General features: G+C 78.3%; 5 protein-coding genes. All 5 read left to right on the top strand.

Annotated features, from left to right (window positions below; genetic code table 11):
* Window positions 1–2: 2 nt before the first annotated feature.
* A complete protein-coding gene (locus LG943_RS05210; protein ID WP_270071029.1) occupies window positions 3–560 on the top strand; it encodes a GTP-binding protein in 558 nt (185 codons plus the stop codon).
* 62 nt (window positions 561–622) lie between these two features.
* Complete coding sequence (locus LG943_RS05205; RefSeq protein WP_270071028.1) at window positions 623–1,885, top strand: styrene monooxygenase/indole monooxygenase family protein; 1,263 nt, start codon at window positions 623–625, stop codon at window positions 1,883–1,885.
* 584 nt (window positions 1,886–2,469) lie between these two features.
* The gene (locus LG943_RS05200; protein ID WP_270071027.1) at window positions 2,470–14,076 is read left to right on the top strand and encodes a type I polyketide synthase; all 11,607 of its coding nucleotides are present in this window, start codon (window positions 2,470–2,472) and stop codon (window positions 14,074–14,076) included.
* A 14-nt stretch (window positions 14,077–14,090) separates the two neighbouring features.
* The gene (locus tag LG943_RS05195; RefSeq protein ID WP_270071026.1) at window positions 14,091–19,271 is read left to right on the top strand and encodes a type I polyketide synthase; all 5,181 of its coding nucleotides are present in this window, start codon (window positions 14,091–14,093) and stop codon (window positions 19,269–19,271) included.
* A gap of 37 nt (window positions 19,272–19,308) precedes the next feature.
* The coding region (locus tag LG943_RS05190; protein ID WP_270071025.1) for a beta-ketoacyl [acyl carrier protein] synthase domain-containing protein at window positions 19,309–20,012 on the top strand (704 nt) is incomplete at its 3' end.

Genomic DNA, 20,012 nt, shown 5'->3' with positions numbered 1-20,012 from the left:
AGATGTCGACCAAGATCGTCATCGCCGGAGGATTCGGAGCGGGCAAGACCACGCTGGTGGGCTCGGTCTCGGAGATCCCGGCGGTGACCACCGAGGCCGTCATGACCGAGGCGAGCATCGGGCACGACGACATCTCGGCCACCCCCCACAAGGTCACCACGACGGTGGCCATGGACTTCGGCCGGATCACGGTCGACCAGCAGCTCATCATGTACATGTTCGGCACGCCCGGCCAGACCCGGTTCTGGTTCATGTGGGACGACCTGGTGCGCGGCGCCGTGGGCGCGGTCGTGGTGGTTGACTGCCGCCGGCTGGCCGAGAGCTTCGAGGCGGTCGACTACTTCGAGACCAACCGGCGCATCCCCTACATCGTGGCCCTCAACCGGTTCGACGGCCAGTTGGAGTACACCACCGAGCAGGTGCGCGAGGCGCTGGAGGTCAGCCCCAGCGTGCCGATCCTCGACTTCGACGCGCGCGACCGGTCCTCGGGGGGCACCGTGCTCAAGACGCTGCTGCGCTACGCCCTGTCGACCAACGCCGCCGCCGCGCCCGTGGGGTGACCACCGCGAGGGCGGGCGCCCCGGCGGTCCCTCCCGCCCACTCCCGAGAAGGAAAACTTTAGATGCGCAAGATCCTCATCGTCGGCGCGGGGCACTCGGGCCTCCACCTGGCCCACGGGCTGCTCAACCACGGATACGACGTCACGGTCATCACCGGGCAGACCTCCATCGAGATCCGCACCGGCCGGCCCGCCGTCACGCAGCTCACCTTCCCCACCGCGCTGGAGTACGAGCGCGAGCTGCACCTGGACTTCTGGAGCGCGCAGGCGCCCCAGGTGGAGAAGTTCAAGATCCACCTCTACCCGCCGGGCGGCGACCCGCCCATCCAGCTCACCGGGCGCACCGGCCGGGCCGACCAGTACACGGTCTCCATCGACCGGCGGGTGAAGATGGCGGACTGGCTGGAGTACTTCGAGGACTCCGGCGGCAAGGTGGTCATCCACGGGGTCACCCTCAGCGACCTCGACTACTTCTCCCGGATGTTCGACCTCATCGTGGTCGCCGTGGGCCACGGTGAGCTGGGCGCGCTGTTCGACCCCGACCCCGGGCGGTTCACCGGGGCGCGCCCGCGCGTGGTGGCCCAGGCCAACATCTACGACGTGGCGGCCGACCCCGGCGAGGACGAGACCATCGGCTGGGCGGCCTCCACCGCCGAGGCCGGCAACATGATCCTGACGCCGTTCCTGACCTCCGAGGGCCCCTGCCACTCGCTGTTCCTCGGCGACAAGCGCGGCGGCCCGATGGACGCCTGGCCCGACCGGCCGCGCCCCGAGGAGCAGTGGCGGCGGATGCGCGACCTGCTCAGCAAGTACGCGCCCGACTACTACGAGCGGGTGCGCGACGCCTCGCTGGTCGACGGCAACAGCACGCTGGTGGAGCACCTGACCCCGCAGGTGCGCAACCCGGTGGGCGTGCTGCCCTCGGGCGGGCTGGTGCTGGGGATCGCCGATGTGGTGATCACGATGGACCCGTTCGTGGGGCAGGGCTGGAACCACTCCACCCGGTGCGCCCGCAGCTACCTGGCCAGCATCGTGGAGCACGGCGACCGGCCCTTCGACGCCAAGTTCCTCACCGACGCGTTCGAGCGGTTCTGGGAGTACGGCCTGCCCGTGCAGCACTGGGCGGCGATGAACTCCGGGCTGTGGGAGCAGCCGCTGCCCGAGCACTTCACGGAGATGCTGGCCGGCGCCACGGCCTACCCGGAGATCGGCGACCGCTGGATCCAGGGGTGGGACTACCCGCCGGACTACCAGAACTGGCTGTACGACCCGGTGAAGGCCCGCGCCTACATCGCCCAGGTTGCGGCGGCCAACAAGCACCGATAGCGCGCAGCCGAAACACCGTCACCACGCCGTCCGGCCCGGTCTCCCCACGCGGGGAAACCGGGCCGGACGGCTCTCGTGTACCACTGGTTACTCCCTCGGCGGGTGATTTCCGCGAGAAATGCGGAAAACGATCTTCGCCTCCGGTGAATTTCGCAATGCTATTGCTCTGCTTATAGGTGGGAGTTACGATCTCTGTGTTGTTGCCGCCAAAGCGACACATGTTTCCATTGGGGCGAACATCCCTTTTGGCGGCTGCTCGGCAAGATCCCCCTTCTCTACCTCCGGGGCCTGATATGGCACAGGACGCGCGTTACGCTGACCAGCCCGCCCGACGCATTCCCCCCGAGGGGTGCCCGGCCCGCCACGGGCGCACGCGCGGCGGGGCGGCAGCCCGCGCGCGGGGCCGCGCCGGCCGCGGCTGACCGAGCGCCGCGCCACCGGCCGTAACCGCGCGCTGACGCGGACGAGGCCATTCCGGGGACGAAATTGCGGCGTTCCCGGCGCATCCGGTGGCGGAAAAGAGGAATTCACGGCGCGCCGCCGCGGGCGGCGCGGTCGACCGACCATGGGCGGGGTGGGGTGACATGGCGCAGCGCCGTGCGGAGGGCGCGCGGGACACCGCGGTGATCGCGGTGGTGGGCATGGCCTGCCGCCTGCCCGGCGCGGACCACCCGCAGGCGCTGCGCCGGCTGCTGGCCGAGGGGCGCGACGCCATCACGGCGCCGCCGCCGGGGCGCGCGGCGGGCGCGGGCGGGCACCACGGCGGGTTCGTGGCGGCCGACGCGTTCGACCCCGAGCCGTTCGGCGTCGCCCCCGTCGAGGCCGCGGCCATGGACCCGCGCCAGCGGCTGCTGCTGCACCTGGCCTGGGAGGCGGTCGAGGACGCGCGGATCGCCCCGCAAACCCTGCGCGGCAGCCGCACCGGCGTGTTCGCCGGCACGATGGGCGACGCCCCCGAACCGCCCGGGGGGACCACCCGCCGCACGCTCACCGGGTGCGGCCGGGGGGTCGTCGCCAACCGGGTGTCCCACGCGCTGGACCTGCGCGGGCCCAGCATCACCGTCGACACCGGGCAGTCGTCGTCGCTGGTGGCGGTGCACCTGGCCATGGCGAGCCTGCGCCGGGGCGAGACCGACGCGGCGCTGGCCGGAGGTGTGCACCTCAACCTGACCTCGGCGGCGGCGCGCCGCGAGGAGCTGTTCGGGGCGCTCTCGCCCGACGACCGGTGCTTCACCTTCGACGCCCGCGCCAACGGGTACGCGCGCGGCGAGGGCGCAGCGGTGGTGCTGCTCAAGCGGCTGGCCGACGCCCGGCGCGACGGCGACCGGGTGCACGCGGTGCTGCTGGGCGGCGCGGTCGCCCACGACGGCGCCACCGAGGGGCTGGCGGCGCCCGGGCGCGCGGGCCAGGCCGAGGCGATCCGGGGGGCGCTGCGCGACGCGGGGCTGGCGCCCGGTCGGGTGGACTACGTGGAGCTGCACGGCACGGGCACGCGCGCCGGCGACCCGGTGGAGGCGGCGGCGCTGGGCGAGGTCATGGGGGCGGCGCGGGCAGTGGGAGACCCGGGCGAGGCGGACGACCCGCTGCGGGTGGGGTCGGTCAAGACCAACATCGGCCACCTCGGCGCGGCCGCCGGGATCGCGGGGCTGCTCAAAGCGGTGCTGGGGGTGGCGCACGGGGAACTGGTGCCCAGCCTCAACTTCGCCGCGCCGCACCCGCGCGTCCCGCTGGCCGAGCTGGGCCTGCGGGTGCAGGTGGCGGCCGAGCCCTGGCCGCACCCGGGGCGGCCGCCGGTGGCGGGGGTGTCGTCGTTCGGCATGGGCGGCACCGACTGCCACGTCATCGTCGCGGCGCCGTGGTGGAAGTCGGAGGAGGCAGGCGAGGAGAAGCCAGGCGAGGCGCAGGTCGGGGAGGGGGAGGTCGGTGAGGGGGCGCCCGCGCGCGGCGCCCGCCCGGCTGCCCCGGAACCCGAGTCCGCGTGGGACGGCCGGCACCGGGCGTTCGTGATCTCGGCGGCGAGCGCGGAGGCGCTGGCCGCCCAGGCGGGTCGGCTGCGCGGGCACGTGGCGGAGCGCCCGGGGCTGCGGCCCGGCGACCTCGCGTTCTCGCTGGCCGCCACGCGCACGCCCCTGGCCCACCGCGCCGGGGTGGTGGCCGAAGGGCGTGCGGAGCTGCTGACCGGGCTCGCCGCCGTCGAGCGGAGCGCGCGGGCGCCCGGTGTGCGGCGCGGCCGGGCGGTCGCGGGACCGGTGGCCGTGCTGTTCCCCGGGCAGGGCACCCAGTACGCGGGGATGGGGCGGCGCCTGCACGCCGAGGCGCCGGCGTTCGCCGCCGCCTTCGACGCGGTGTGCGCGGAGCTGGACCCGCTGCTGCCGCGTCCGCTGCGTGAGGTGCTGTGGGCGGCCGAGGGCACGGCGGAGGCGGCGTTGCTGCACCGCACCGGGTTCACCCAGCCCGCGCTGTTCGCGGTGGAGGTGGCGCTGTACCGGCTGGTGGAGTCGTGGGGGGTGCGCCCGGCGCTGGTGGCGGGGCACTCGGTCGGCGAGATCAGCGCGGCGCACGCGGCCGGGCTGCTGGGGCTGGCCGACGCCTGCGCGCTGGTGGCGGCGCGGGCGCGGCTGCTGGACGCCCTGCCGGAGGGCGGGGCGATGGCGGCGGTTGGGGCGTCGGCACAGGAGGTCGGCGAGCTGGTGGCGGCGGCACCCGACCGGGTGGCGCTGGCGGCGGTCAACGGGCCGCAGGCGGTGGTGGTGTCGGGGGAGGCGGCGGCGGTCGAGGAGGTGGCGCGCGTCCTGGCCGCGCGGGGGCGGCGCACGCGGCGGCTCGCGGTGAGCCACGCGTTCCACTCGCCGCTGGTGGAGCCCGCGATGGCGGGGCTGCGCGCGGCGGCGGAGGGGCTGGCGGTGGGTCCGGGGGAGGGGCCGCTGCTGGTGTCGGGGCTGACGGGGGAGGTCGCGGGGGCGGCGGAGCTGGGCGCACCCGACCACTGGGCGCGCCAGGCGCGGGAGCCGGTGCGCTTCGCCGACTGCGTGTCGGCCCTGCGGGCGCGCGGGGCGGCGGTGTTCTGCGAGCTGGGACCGGGCGGCACGCTGACGGCCCTGGCCCGCACGGTCCTGGAGGCGGCCCCGGACGGGCGGGGCGCGGCGTTCGTCCCGGGGCCGCGCGCGGAGACGGAGGAGCGCGCGGCGGCGGAGTACGCGGCGGGGCTGTACACGGCGGGAGTGGACTTGTCCTGGCGCGCGGTGCCGGGCACCGACGGCGAACGGGTGGACCTGCCGACGTACGCGTGGCGGTACCGCTCCTTCCCCCTGGCCGCAGAGGAGGAGGGAGCCGCCGGCAAGGAGGGGGCCGAGGCGGCGGCGCGGGGGACGAGGGGAGCGGCGGCGGGGCCGGCGGTCGCGGACCACGGCGTGGGTACGCCTGTGAGCATCGCCGGGACGGCGGGGCCGGACGCCTCGGCGGGGGAGCACGCTGTAGAGGGCCGGGCGGGCGCGGTCGGGGCGGTCAACGCGGTCGGCTCGGACGGTGTCTCTAGCGGGGCCGCCGGGGCGGCGGCGCGGCGGCGGTTGCGGGAACTCGTGCTGTCCCAGACCGCCGAGATCCTGGGGTACGAGTCGGCCGACGCCGTCGACACCGGGCGCAGCTTCCACGACATGGGGTTCGACTCCGTGATGGCGGTGGAACTACGCGACCGGCTCGGCGAGGCGCTGGCGCGGTCGCTGCCCGCCACCCTGGTGTTCGACGCGCCAACGCCCGACCTGCTGGTGGAGCGGCTGCGGGACGGCGGTGGCGGCGGTGGCGGCGCGGGAGGCTCGTCGGCACGGGCCACCGCGCCGAAGCCGGCGCGCCCCGGCCCCGGCCCGGACCCGGTGGCGATCGTGGGCATCGGGTGCCGGTTCCCCGGCGGCGTGGCGTCGCCCGAGGAGCTGTGGCGGCTGGCGGAGGCGCAGGGCGACGGCACGTCGGAGTTCCCGGCGAACCGGGGCTGGGACATCGCCGCCCTGCTCGGCCGGGGACCGGGCGGCGACGAGGGGCCGGAGCGGCCGGTGCGCTCGGCGGTGGGCCGGGGCGGGTTCCTGCACGACGCCGACCTGTTCGACGCCGGGTTCTTCGGGCTGAGCCCGCGCGAGGCGCTGGCCATGGACCCGCAGCAGCGGCTGGCGCTGGAGACCGCGTGGGAGGCCCTGGAGCGGGCGGGCGTCGACCCCGGGGCGCTGCGCGGCGGCCGGGTGGGCGTGTTCGTCGGCGCGACGGCGCAGGACTACGGCCCGCGCATGCACTCCCCGGCGGCCCGCAACGCGGCGGGCCACCTGCTCACCGGTACCACCGTGAGCGTGGTGTCGGGGCGCATCTCCTACGTGCTCGGGCTCAATGGGCCGTCTGTCACCGTCGACACCGCGTGCTCCTCGTCGCTGGTCGCGGTGCACCAGGCGGTGCAGGCGCTCCGGCGCGGGGAGTGCGACCTGGCGCTGGCGGGCGGGGTCGCGGTGATGGCCGCGCCGGGCATGTTCACCGAGTTCAGTGCCCAGGGCGGGCTCGCGCCGGACGGCCGCTGCAAGCCGTACACGGCCGCCGCCGACGGCACCGCCTGGGGCGAGGGCGCGGGGATCGTGGTGCTGGAGCGCCTGAGTGACGCCGTGCGGCGGGGCCGGAGTGTGTGGGGGGTGGTGCGGGGCAGCGCGGTGAATTCGGACGGCGCGAGCAACGGTTTGGCGGCGCCCTCGGGGCGTGCGCAGGAGGCGGTGCTGCGTGCGGCGCTGGCTGACGCCGGGGTGGACGCCTCGGCCGTCGGCGTGGTGGAGGGCCACGGCACGGGGACGGTGCTGGGCGACCCGGTGGAGGCCGGTGCGCTAGGTGCGGTCTACGGGCGCGCGGGCGGGGTTGTGGTGGGGTCGGTGAAGGCCAACATCGCCCACGCCCAGGCGGCGGCCGGGGTTGCGGGGCTGGTCAACCTGGTCGGAATCGTCGGCCGAGGCGTCATACCGGCCCTGCCCGGCGCGGAGCGGGGGCTGTCACCGCTCGTCGACTGGGACCGTGCGGGCCTGGGCGTGGTCACCGGCGGCCCGCGTCAGTGGAGCGGCGTGTCCGGAACCCGGGTCGGCGCGGTGTCGTCGTTCGGTATCAGCGGCACCAACGCCCACCTGATCCTGGAGCAGCCCCCCGCCGCCCACACCCGGGACTTCCCGGCCGGCGACCCGCACGACCCCACTTCCGCCGCCCGCATCACCACCTCGCCCTCACCCGCCGGAAGGAGGCCGCACACGACCCCGCGCAACGGCTCTTCCGCCGCGACAGTCGAGGGATCCGGTGCGGCCGGTGCCTCTGCGGCTTGCGAGTCGGCAAGCGCCGGGCCGCGTGGCACAGCGGGGAAAGGCGGGCGGTCCGCCGGCGGCGAGAGCGCCGGGACGCTGACGGCCGCCCCGCACGCGGACCGGGGCCGGGACCGCGCGTGGGAGATCGGCGGCCGGATCGGAGCGCTTGAGGCGGAGCGGCCAAGCTCGGTGGCGTCCATCCGCACAGCGGGCGCCGATGAGACCCCGGCGGACGCCGCCACAGGCGCGTCCGAAACCCGCAGCGGCGCCGCCCCCGCCCCCGCGCATCCGGTGGCCTTCTCGACCGACCTGGTGCCCTGGGTGGTCTCCGCCGCTGCGCCCGAGGCGGTGCGGGACCAGGCCGTCCGGTTGCGGGCCGCTGTGCTGGCGGATCCCGACGCGCGGGCGGTGGACGTCGGGCATGCGCTTGCCACCGGCCGTGCGCGCTTCGCGCACCGGGCGGTGCTCCTCGGTCGGGGGCGCGACGACTTCCTCGGCGGACTGGCCGCCCTCGCCCGCGACGAAGACGGCGACGCGCGGCTCGTCCGGGGCCGCGCCGACCTTCCGGCCCGGCCCGTCCTCGTCTTCCCCGGCCAGGGCTCCCAGTGGCCCGGCATGGGCCGCGACCTGCTGCGCGGCTCCGCCGCCTTCCGCGCATGCGTCGCCGAGTGCGAACGGGCGCTGGCCCCCCACGTCGACTGGTCGCTGACAGCGGTGCTGGAGGGCCGCCCCGACGCCCCCGGGCTGGAGCGGGTCGACGTCGTGCAGCCGGTCCTGTGGGCGGTCATGGTGGGGCTGGCGCACGTGTGGCGGTCGGTGGGCGTGGTCCCGGCGGCCGCCGTGGGGCACTCCCAGGGCGAGATCGCCGCCGCGTGCGTGGCGGGCGCGCTGTCGCTGGAGGACGCCGCCGCCGTCGTGGCCCTGCGCAGCCGCGCCGTGCGCGACCTCGTGGGCGGCGGCGCCATGGCCTCCCTCGCCGAGCCCGCCGAGCGCACCGGTCGGCGCGACGCGGTGCGCTCGGGCGCGGTGCACGTCGCGGCGGTCAACGGCCCCTCGGCCACGGTCGTCGCCGGGGAGCCCGACGCGGTGGCCCGCCTGGTCGCGGCCGCCGAGGCCGAGGGGGTGCGCGCCCGTGCCATCGACGTCGACTACGCCTCCCACACCCCCCACGTGGCGGCCGCCCGCGAGCGCATCACCGCCGACCTGGCCGCGATCAGCCCGCGCGACGGGGACGTGCCGCTGTTCTCCACGGTCACCGGCGGCCCCGTGGACGGCTCGGCGCTCGACGCCGGCCACTGGTACGCCAACCTGCGCGAACCCGTGCGCTTCGGCGCGGCGGTGCGGGCGCTGGCCGGGGCCGGGCACCGCATGTTCGTGGAGTGCGCGCCGCACCCCGTGCTCACGGCCGCCGTCGAGGACGGCCTGGCCGAGGCGGGGGTCGAGGGCGCGGCCCTGGGCACGCTGCGCCGCGACGACGGGGGCGCCGACCGGTTCCTCACCTCGGCCGCCCAGGCGCACGTGCGCGGCGCGGACGTCGACTGGACCCCGTTCCTACCGGCGGCGGCGCGGGCGGGCGCCGTGCGCCTGCCCACCTACGCCTTCCAGCGGCGGCGCTACTGGCTGGCGGCCGCCGAGGAGACCGCCGACCCCGCGCACCTGGGCCAACGCGGCACCGGGCACCCGATCGTCGGCGCCGCCGTGGACCTCGCCGAGGGCGGGGGAGCGGTGTGCACGGGGCGGGTGTCGGTGCGGGACCTGCCGTGGCTGGCCGACCACGCGGTCAACGGCCGGGTGCTGCTGCCGGGTGCGGCGTTCGCCGAGATCGCCGTGCGCGCGGGCGACCACGTGGGCTGCCGGGTGCTGGAGGAGCTGGTCCTGGAGGAGCCGCTGGAGCTGCCGGGGCCTGACGACGGCGGCGCGGCGGTCCACGTGCAGGTCGCGGTGGAGCCACCCGACGAGGACGGCCGCCGCCGCCTCACCGTCCACTCACGCCCCGATGCCGACGCCGACGACGCCGCCCACCCATGGCAGCGCCACGCCACGGGCGTCCTGGCCGTGGGACCCGAGGCCGGGCCGTCCGTGGGCACCGCCTTCCCTGGGGGGCGGGATACGGAAGCGGAGGCGCCGGGGGCCGAGGGCGCCCCGCCCGGCGGTCGGCGCGGGGGGCACGGCCGAGGCGCCGCACCCGCAGAGGCGGCGCACCCGGCGCACGGCGACCAGGCGGCTACCGCCCGAGATGAGGCTTTGGGGTGCGGCTCCGCTGCGGTCGACGGTGGCGGCGGCGGGAATCGGCAAGGGCCGACCGAGGGCTCGCGGGGCGATGGGGGTGGCGGTGCGGCCGGGCACGCGTCTGCCCCGTCGCGTCCAGCGGTCGAGGATGCCGTCGGCGGACTCCCCGGTCGTGAGAAGGCGGCGAGCCCGGCACAGGGCGCCGCCGGGCTCGGCAGCGACGGCGGCGCGTCCGGGCGGGGGCGGACCGGAGGTCGACGGGAGGACCGCGACGGCGGCGCCTCCGGCGCGCCGGGGAGCGCCGAGGCCGGGATGCGGCGCCGTACGGGTGGCGGCTCCGTCGGCGAAGCCGATGCCGTGGGCACCGGCGCCGCCGCCGTGCCCGACGCCCCGCCTTTCTCGGGAACCGGGGGAGGGGAGTGGCCGCCTGCGGGTGCGCAGTCCGTGGACCTCGCCGACGGCTATGCGCGGCTGGCGGAGCGCGGGCACGGGTACGGGCCGGGGTTCCGGGGGCTGACGGCGCTGTGGCGCTGCGGTTCCGGGTTCGCGGCCGAGGTGGCGCTGCCCGAGCCGCTGCGCGGTGACGCCGGGGCCTTCGGGCTGCACCCGGCCCTGCTCGATGCCGCGCTGCACGCGCTGCTGCTGGCCGACCCGGCTGAGGGCGCCCGGTTGCCGCATGTCTGGAGTGGGGTGCGGCTGCACGCCGCCGGGGCCACCGACCTGCGGGTGCTGTTCCGCGTCGCGGACCGCGAGCGCCAGGACGGCGGCCCGGCCGGGAGCGCGGCGGCGCTGACCCTGCTCGACCCCTCGGGGGCGCCCGTGGCCACCGTCGAGCGGGTGACGCTGCGCCCGCCGCCCGCCGCCCCGGACGGTGCCGCCTCCGCCGACCTGCACGTCGTGGAGTGGCGGGAGGTGGAGGACCCCCCGCCGCCCGCGTCCGGCCCCTGGGCCGTCGTGGCCGCGCCGCACCCCGTGGCGAGGGCGGTGACCGGGTTCGCACCGTGGGGCGGACCCGGCGACGCCACGATGACCGCCGACGCGCCGGACTGCGCCCGCCCCGGGGACCGCGCCAACTCTGGACGCCTCCATCATCAGGGCTCCGCCGGCTCCGTCCTGGGCGGCGGCGTCGCCGAGGGCGCCGAGCTTGCCGATGCTGGCCGCTCCCGTCGCGGCGGCTTCGCCGCCGACGGCCGCTCTGCCGAACCCGCTGCGCCCGCCTGCTCCGGTCGCGACGGCTCGGCCGAGGGAGGCCGGCCCTCCGACCCCGCTGTCCCTGTCGACGGCGCCGATCCTGTCGGTCCTGGCCGCACCCGTCGCGGCGGCGTTGCCGAGGGCGCCGAGCCTGCCCGCTCCGGACTTCCCCATCACGACGGCTCCGCCACCCTCGCCTTGGGCGGCGGCGTCGCCGAGGGCGCCGAGCCTGCCGATGCTGGCCGCTCCCGTCGCGGCGGCTTCGCCGCCGACGGCCGCCCTGCCGAACCCGCTGCGCCCGCCTGCTCCGGTCGCGACGGCTCGGCCGAGGGAGGCCGGCCCTCCGACCCCGCCGTCCCCGTCGACGGCGCCGATCCTGTCGGTCCTGGCCGCTCCCGTCATGGCGGCGTTGCCGAGGACGCCGAACGTGCCCGCCCCGGCCGTCCCCGTCGTGACGGCTTACCCGAGGGCGGCCAGATCGCTGACCCCGCTGTCCCCGCCGACCATGCCCGCCCCGGCCGTGCCCCTCGCGGCGGCTTCGTTGACGGTGGCCGGCCCGCTGACCTCGGCGAACCCGCCGACCCCGCCGAAGTGGATCGCCTCCACCAGGGTGCCGACACGACCGACGCCGCCGACATCGCCTTTCGCGGCCTTGCCGACCTGCGTCTGGCTCTCGACGGCGGGCTTCCACCGCCCGCTGCCGTGGTGGTCCACTGCGGTGCCGGGCCCGACCTCGATCCCCGGCGGGCCGCGCACGCCGTGGCGCGCCGGGTGCTTGACCTCGCGCAGTGGTGGGTGCGCGACTCCCGGCTCGATGCCTCCCGGCTGGTCCTGGTCACCCGGGGGGCGGTCGCCGCCACCCCCCGGGACCGGCTCGACGGGCTGGCTCAGGCACCCGCGTGGGGGCTGCTGCGCAGTGCGCAGGCCGAGCATCCCGGCCGGTTCGTCCTGGTGGACGACGACGGGCACACCCCCTCCCCCCGCCTCCTGCGCCGGGCCGTCGCCACCGGGGAACCCCAGGTGGCGCTGCGCGCCGGTCGGCTGCTCACTCCCCGCGTGGCACCGGCCCCCGCACCCCTGGCGTTCCCGCCCGGCCCCTGGCACCTGGCGGCCGGGGCCGGAGGCAGCGCCGCCGACGTCGCCCCCCTCCCCGCCCCCTGGGCGGCCGAGCCCCCGCCGCCCGGCCACGTGCGCGTCGCCGTGCGGGCCGCCGGGCTGAACTTCCGCGACGTGGTCGTGGCCCTCGGCCTGCTCCCCGATGAGACCGGCATGGGCATCGAGGGCGCCGGCGTGGTCACCGCGACCGCGCCCGACGTCGCCGACCTCGCCCCCGGCGACCGCGTCCTGGGTGTGTTCGACGCCGCCTTCGGCCCGGTCGCCGTCGCCGACCGCCGCCGCCTCGTACGCATCCCCCCGCGCTGGTCGTTCGAGCGCGCCGCCGCCGTGCCCGTCGTCCACCTCACCGCCTACCACGGCCTGGTCACCCTCGCCGGCCTGCGCGCCGGCGAGACCGTGCTCGTCCACGCCGCCGCCGGGGGCGTGGGCACCGCCGCCGTCGCCCTGGCCCGCCACCTGGGCGCCGAGGTGTTCGCCACCGCCTCGCCCGCCAAATGGCCGCTGCTGCGCGCCATGGGCCTGGACGACGACCACATCGCCTCCTCCCGCGACACCGCGTTCGCCGGCCGCTTCCGCGCGGCCACCGGCGGGCGCGGCGTCGACGTGGTGCTCAACGCGCTCGCCGGGGAGGCCGTGGACGCCTCCCTGGGCCTGCTCGCCGAGGGCGGCCGGTTCCTGGAGATGGGCAAGACCGACCGGCGCGACCCGGCGCGGGTGGCCGCCGCCCACCCCGGGCGCCGCTACCTGCCCTACAGCCTCCCCGACCTGCCACCCGAGGACGTCGGCCGGATGCTCGCCGAGGTGCTGGCACTGTTCGAAGACGGCGGCCTGGGCGGCACCGCGCCGCCGCCCCCGCACCGGCGCGCCCTCGCCGACGCCCCGGCGGCGCTGCGCGACCTCCAGCGGGGCGCCACGGCGGGCAAGACCGTGCTCATCCCGCCGCGCCCGCTCGACCCCGCCGGAACGGTGCTGGTCACCGGCGGCACCGGCACGCTCGGGGTGCGCCTGGCCCGGCACCTGGTCACCGCGCACGGCGCCGGGCGGCTGCTGCTGGCCGGGCGCGGCGGCCCCATGGCGCCGGGCGCGGCCGAGGCGATGGCCGAGTTGACCGCGCTGGGCGCCGAGGTGGAGGTGCGCGCGTGCGACGTCGCCGACCGCGCGGCGGTGGCGGCCCTGCTGGCGGCGGTCCCGCCCGACCGGCCGCTGACGGCGGTGGTGCACGCGGCCGGCGTGCTGGACGACGCCACCCTCACCGCGCTGACCCGCGAGGGCCTGGACCGGGCGCTGGCCGCCAAGGTCGACGGCGCCTGGCACCTGCACGAGCTGACCGCCGAGGCCGACCTGGCGGCGTTCGTGCTGTTCTCCTCGGCCCTGGGCGTCCTCGGCGCGCCGGGCCAGGCCAACTACGCCGCCGCAAACGCCTTCCTCGACGGCCTCGCCCACCACCGCCGCGCGCGCGGCCTGCCCGCGACGTCGCTGGCGTGGGGCCTGTGGGCCGAGCGCAGCGGGCTGACCGGGCGGCTCGGCGCCGCCGGGACCGCGCGGGTGCGGCGCTGCGGGCTCGTGCCGATGCCCACGGTCCGGGCGCTGGACCTGTTCGACGCCGCGCTCGCGCTGGACCGCCCGCTGCTGCTGCCCGCCCGCCTGTGCGCCCCCGACCGGGGCGGGCAGCGGCGCGGCGCCGCCCCGGGGCGCCCCGCCGCCGCGCGGGCGCCGGGGGAGACGGCCGACGCGGGCGCGCGGGACCGCGCCGCCGGCCCGACCGCCGCCACCGGCACCGGTCCCCAGGCTTTGGCGCGGCGGCTGTCCGGCCTGCCCGCCGAGGACCGCCGCGCGGTGCTGCTCGACCTGGTGCGCGGCCACGCCGCCGTCGTGCTCGGCCACGCATCACCCACCGCGCTCACGCCCGGCCGCCCGCTCACCGAGGCCGGGATCGACTCGCTGACGGCGGTCGAGCTGCGCAACCGCCTCAACGCGGCCACCGGCCTGCGGCTGCCGGCGACCGTCCTGTTCGACCACCCCACCCCCGACGCGCTGGCCGCGCGGCTGGAGCGCGACCCCGACCTGCGCGCCGCCGCGCCCCCGGCAGAGGACACCGCACCGGCACCGCAGGCGGCGGAGGAGCCCGAGCGCGCCGAGCTGCTGCGCGCGCTCGCCGGAATCCCCCTGCACCGGCTGCGCGAGGCCGGCCTGCCGGCCCTGGTGCGCGACCTCGTCCGCGCCGAGGAGCCCGCCCCGCCCCCGCCGCCGGGGGAGGGCGCCGCCGCGATCGACGCGATGAGCGTGGCGGACCTCGTGGACCTCGCGCTCGGCGACCCCGACGACCACCCCGACGCCCCCTGACCACGGAGACCGCCATGACCACTCCCCGCCCCGGTCCCAACGCGCGCCCGCACGACACCGACCGGATCGTGTCCGCCCTGCGGTCCACGCTCAAGGAGAACGAGCGGCTCAAGGAGCGCAACCGGCGGCTCAGCGAGTCGCGCAGCGAGCCGGTCGCCGTCGTCGGGATCGGGTGCCGGTTCCCCGGCGGGGTGGGATCGCCCGAGGAGCTGTGGGCGCTGGTGGAGGCGGGCGGCGACGGCACCTCGGAGTTCCCGGCGGACCGGGGCTGGGACGCGGTGGGCCGGGGCGCGTTCCTGGAGGAAGCCGCCGGGTTCGACGCGGGGTTCTTCGGGGTGAGTCCGCGTGAGGCGCTGGCGATGGATCCGCAGCAGCGGGTGGTGCTGGAGACGGTGTGGGAGGCGCTGGAGCGGGCGGGGATCGAGCCGGGGAGCCTGCGGGGCAGCCGCACCGCGACCTACGTCGGCGCGACGGGCGGCGGCTACATGCCCGACGCGGTCCGCGCACCCCGCGAGACCGAGGGCTATGTGGTCACCGGGACGGCGGCGAGCGTGCTGTCGGGGCGGGTCGCCTATGTGCTGGGGCTGGGCGGGGCGGCGGTGACGCTGGACACGGCGTGTTCGTCGTCGCTGGTGGCGGTGCACGAGGCGGTGATGGCGCTGCGGCGGGGGGAGTGCGATCTGGCGCTGGCCGGAGGGGTGACGGTGATGGGCTCGCCCGGGGTGTTCGTGGAGTTTGCGCGGCAGGGCGGGTTGTCGCCGGACGGGCGGTGCCGCTCGTATGGGGCGGGGGCTAACGGTACGGGGTTCGGTGAGGGTGCGGGGATCGTCGTCCTTGAGCGGTTGAGTGACGCTTTGGAGCGGGGTCGGTGCGTGTGGGGGGTGGTGCGGGGCAGCGCGGTGAACTCCGACGGTGCCAGTAACGGGTTGGCGGCGCCCTCGGGCCAGGCGCAGGAGGCGGTGCTGCGCGCGGCGTTGGCGGATGCCGGGGTGGACGCCTCGGCGGTGGGCGTGGTGGAGGGCCACGGCACGGGGACGGTGCTGGGCGACCCGGTGGAGGCCGGTGCGCTGGGCGCGGTCTACGGGCGCGCGGGCGGCGTTGTGGTGGGGTCGGTGAAGGCCAACATCGCCCACGCCCAGGCGGCGGCCGGGGTTGCGGGGCTGGTGAACCTGGTCGGAATCGTCGGCCGAGGCGTGATCCCCGCCGCCGTGGGCGCCGCCGAGGGCGTGTCCCCGCTGGTGGAGTGGGACCGCCTCGGCCTGGACGTGGCCACCGGCGGCCCGCGTAGGTGGCGGGCCGGTGAGGGCCTGCGGATCGGGGCGGTGTCGTCGTTCGGTATCAGCGGTACCAACGCCCACCTCATCCTGGAGCAGCCGCCGCGCGACGCCCGCCAACCCCGCGCGTTCGCCGACCCGGCCCAGCCGGCCGTACCCGCCGCCCGCGCCGACCCCCGCGCCGTGCCGCACCCGCGCTCGGGCACCGCCGCCGCGCCCGCCGGAACCGAACGCGGCCCCGGACCCGTGTCCGACCTGGTGCCGTGGCCGGTTTCCGCGCGTTCGGAGGCGGCGCTGGCGGAGCAGGCGCGGCGGCTGCTGGCGCACCTGGCCGCCCGGCCCGACCTGTCCCCGCACGATGTCGGGTTCTCGCTGGCCACCACCCGCACCCACTTCGAGCACCGGGCCGCCGTACTGCCCGACGCCCACGGCGACCACCGCCCCGGTCTGCAAGCTCTCGCCGAGGGCCGACCCGCGCCGACGCTGGTGCGCGGCCGCGCCGACGCGCCCGGCAAGACCGTGTTCGTCTTCCCCGGCCAGGGCGCGCAGTGGGCCGGGATGGCCGCCGGGCTGCTGGACGCCTCCCCGGTGTTCGCCGAGGCGGTCGCGGCCTGCGAGCGCGCGCTGGCCCCCCACCTGGACTGGCCGCTGGCCGACGTGCTGCGCGGCGACCCCGCCGCCCCCGCCCTCGACCGCGCCGACATCGTCCAACCGGCCCTGTTCGCGGTGATGGTGGCCCTGGCCGAACTCTGGCGCTCCTGCGGGGTGCGCCCCGACGCGGTGATCGGGCACTCCCAGGGCGAGATCGCCGCCGCCCACGTCGCCGGCGCCCTCACCCTCGACGACGCCGCCCACATCGTCGCCGCCCGCAGCCGCGCCCTGCGCCACCTCTCCGGCAGCGGCGGGATGGCCCAGGTCCCGCTGCCGGCCGACCGCGTCCGCGCGCTCATCGCCGACCTCGGCGAACCGCTGGCGGTCGCCGCCGTCAACAGCCCCGCCGCCACCGTGGTCTCGGGGCCGCCCGCCGCGCTGGACCGGCTCCTCGACCACTGCGCCGGCGCCGGCCTGCGCGCCCGCCGCATCCCCGTCGACTACGCCTCCCACTCCGCCGCCGTCGAGCCGCTGCGCGCCGACCTCCTCGGCGCCATCGACGGCATCACGCCGCGCCGCCCCCGCACCCCCGTCCACTCCACGGTCACCGGCGGCGTCCTCGGCGCGGCCGACCTCGGCGCCGAGTACTGGTACGCCAACCTGCGCGAGACGGTCGCCTTCGGCCCGGCCGTGCGCGCGCTGGCGGCCGCCGACCACGGCCTGTTCATCGAGATGAGCCCGCACCCGGTGCTCACCACGGCCGTCGAGGAGACCGCCGAGCACCTCGCCGCCGAGGCCGAGGCGCCCGGCCCCGGTGCCGGAGCCGGCCCCCGCAGCGGCGCGGCGGGACCCCGGCGGCCCGTCGCCGTGGGCTCGCTGCGCCGCGACGACGGCGGATGGCCGCGCTTCGCGGCCGCGCTCGCCGAAGCCCACTGCCACGGCGCCGCCGTCGACTGGGCCGCCGCCCACGCCGGCCGCCCCGGCGAACCGGTCGACCTGCCCACCTACGCCTTCCAGCGCACCCGCTACTGGCTGCCGCCCGCACCCCCCGCCCGCGCCGGCGGCGACGCGGGCACCGCCGCACCCGCCCCCGCGCCCGCCGAGGCCCGGTTCTGGGCGGCCGTGCACGACGGCGACGCCGGCACCCTCGCCGCCGCCCTCGGCGCCGAGCCCGACCTCCTGCGCGCCGTCCTGCCCGGCCTCGCCCGCTGGCACCGCGACCAGCGCGAGCGCGCCGCCGTGGACGCTTTGTGCTACCGCGAGCACTGGCGCGCCCTGCCCGACGCGCCCGCGCCCGCCCCCGCCGGCACCTGGCTGGTGCTGCTGCCCCCCGGAGCCGCGCCGGGCGCCCGCGCGTGGGCCGACGCGCTCGCCGCCGCCGGCGCCGCCACCGCCGTGGCCGAGGCCGACCCGCTGGGCGACCCCGCCGCCCTGGCCGCGCTCCTGCGCGCCGCCGCAGCGGGCGCGATCGGCACGGACGGCGGAGTCGGTGGTGCCGGCGCGGCCGGCGCCGGCCGCCTCGCCGGGGTGCTGTGCCTGCTCACCTGGCCCGGCCCCGCCTCCTCGCCCACCGCGCCCGACGCCGGCGGCCCCGCCGCGCTCGCCGCCCTCCTGCGCGCCGCCGAGGAGGCCGGAACAGTTGCCCCGCTGTGGTGTGCCACCGAGGGCGCGGTCTCCACCGGCCCCGGCGACCCGCTGCGCACCCCCGCCCAGGCGCTGGTGTGGGGCCTGGGCCGGGTCGCCGCCCAGGAGCACCCGGCGCTGTGGGGCGGCCTGGTCGACCTGCCGCCCCGCCCCGACCGCCGCACCGCCGCGCTGCTGGCGCGCGCCCTCACCGCCCCCGGCGGCGAGGACCAGTTGGCGGTGCGTCCCCGCGGCCTGCACGCCCGCCGCCTGGTGCGCGCCCCGGCCCAATCCGCCGCACCCGCCGACCCGGCCGGCGCGCACCGGCCCACGATCCCGCCGGGCACCGTGCTGGTCACCGGCGGCACCGGCGCGCTGGGCGCCCACACCGCCCGCTGGCTGGCCCGCACCGGCCCGACCGGGCTGCACCTGCTGCTGGCCGGGCGCCGGGGCGCCGCCGCGCCCGGGGCCGCCGGCCTCGCCGCCGAGCTGACCGGGCTGGGCGCCCGCGTCACCCTCGCCGCCTGCGACGTCGCCGACCGCGCCGACCTCGCCCGGCTGCTGGCCGGCATCCCCGCCGCCGACCCGCTGCGCGCCGTCGTGCACACCGCCGCCGCGCTGGACGACGCCCCCCTCGCCGACCTCGACCGGCCGCGCATCGCCGCCGCGCTGGCGGCCAAGGCCGCCGGCGCCTGGCACCTGCACGACCTGACCGCCGAGGCCGACCTGTCGGCGTTCGTGCTGTTCTCCTCGGTGGCGGGCACGCTCGGGGTGGCCGGGCAGGGCAACTACGCGCCCGCCAACGCCTACCTCGACGCGCTCGCCCGCCACCGCCGCGCCGGCGGGCTGTGCGCCGCGTCCGTCGCCTGGGGCGCGTGGTCGGCGGGGGCGGGGCTGGCCGAGCGCGGCGGGGTCGCCGCCCTGCTGCGCCGCCACGGCCTGCCCGGTATGCCGGTGGAGACCGCCACCGCCGCCCTCGGCCGCGCCTTCGGCAGGACCGCCGAGCCCGCGTTCGCGGTCGCCGACGTGGACTGGCGGCGGTTCACCACCGCCTTCACCGCCGCCCGGCCCACCACCCTGCTGGACGACCTGCCCGAGGCGCGCCGCGCCGCGCACGACGCCGTCGGCTCGGCGCCCCCGGCCGGTACCGACCCGGTCGCCGACCTGCGGCGCCGCCTGGCCGCAGCATCCCCACCCGAGCGCGAGCGCCTCACCCGCGCCCTGGTGCGCGAGCACGCCGCAGCGGTGCTCGGCCACGCCGCCGCCGAGGCCGTGGACGAGGCGCGGTCCTTCAGCGACCTCGGCCTGGACTCGGTGATGGCCGTGGAGCTGCGCAACCGCCTCGGCGCCGCCACCGGGCTGGCGCTGCCGGTGTCGCTGGCCTTCGACCACCCCACCGTGGCGGCGGTCGCCGCCCACCTGCGCGCCGGCCTGCGCGCTGCGGGCGCCGGCCCCGGCGAAGACCCCGCCCCCGGCGCCGGAGCCCACCCCGGCGCCGCCGAACTCACCGCCCTGGAGGCGCTGCTGCCGGCCCTGGACCCCGGCGCGCTGCGCGCCTCGAAGGTGCCCGAGCGGCTGCGCGCCCTGCTGCGGGCCTGCGAGCCCGACCCGCCCGCGCGGGCCGCCGCCGACATCTCGCTGGAGGACGCCACGCCCGACGAGGTGTTCGCCCTGATAGACGACGAACTCGACGACCGCCGCACCTGACCGCACGCCGCCGTCCGCGCAGTTATGGGGTCCCCTGATGACCGAGCCGAGCACCACCGAGCGCAAGCTGTTCGACTACCTCAAGCGGGTCACCGCCGACCTGCGCGAGTCCCGGCGCCGGCTGCGCGCGGCCGAGGCCGCCGCCCGCGAGCCGATCGCGATCGTGGGGATCGGGTGCCGCTTCCCCGGGGGGATCACCGCGCCCGAGCCGCTGTGGGAGTTCGTCGCGGCCGGGGGCGACGCGACGTCGGAGTTCCCCGCCGACCGGGGGTGGGACGTCGAGGGGCTGTACGACCCCGAGGGCGTCCGGCCGGGCACCAGTTCCACCCGCCGGGGCGCGTTCCTGGAGGAAGCCGCCGGGTTCGACGCGGGGTTCTTCGGGGTGAGTCCGCGTGAGGCGCTGGCGATGGATCCGCAGCAGCGGGTGGTGCTGGAGACGGTGTGGGAGGCGCTGGAGCGGGCGGGGATCGAGCCGGGGAGCCTGCGGGGCAGCCGCACCGCGACCTACGTCGGCGCGACGGGCGGCGGCTACATGCCCGACGCGGTCCGCGCACCCCGCGAGACCGAGGGCTATGTGGTCACCGGGACGGCGGCGAGCGTGCTGTCGGGGCGGGTCGCCTATGTGCTGGGGCTGGGCGGGGCGGCGGTGACGCTGGACACGGCGTGTTCGTCGTCGCTGGTGGCGGTGCACGAGGCGGTGATGGCGCTGCGGCGGGGGGAGTGCGATCTGGCGCTGGCCGG

Source organism: Streptomonospora mangrovi, assembly GCF_027604915.1.
In the GTDB taxonomy this organism is placed as follows: Bacteria; Actinomycetota; Actinomycetes; order Streptosporangiales; family Streptosporangiaceae; genus Streptomonospora; species Streptomonospora mangrovi.
This window is presented reverse-complemented; position numbering and strand designations above follow the sequence as displayed.

Coding starts and splice junctions, on each gene's coding strand:
- LG943_RS05210 (WP_270071029.1), top strand. CDS start 3: ATGTCGACCAAGATCGTCATCGCCGGAGGATTCGGAGCGGGCAAGACC.
- LG943_RS05205 (WP_270071028.1), top strand. CDS start 623: ATGCGCAAGATCCTCATCGTCGGCGCGGGGCACTCGGGCCTCCACCTG.
- LG943_RS05200 (WP_270071027.1), top strand. CDS start 2,470: ATGGCGCAGCGCCGTGCGGAGGGCGCGCGGGACACCGCGGTGATCGCG.
- LG943_RS05195 (WP_270071026.1), top strand. CDS start 14,091: ATGACCACTCCCCGCCCCGGTCCCAACGCGCGCCCGCACGACACCGAC.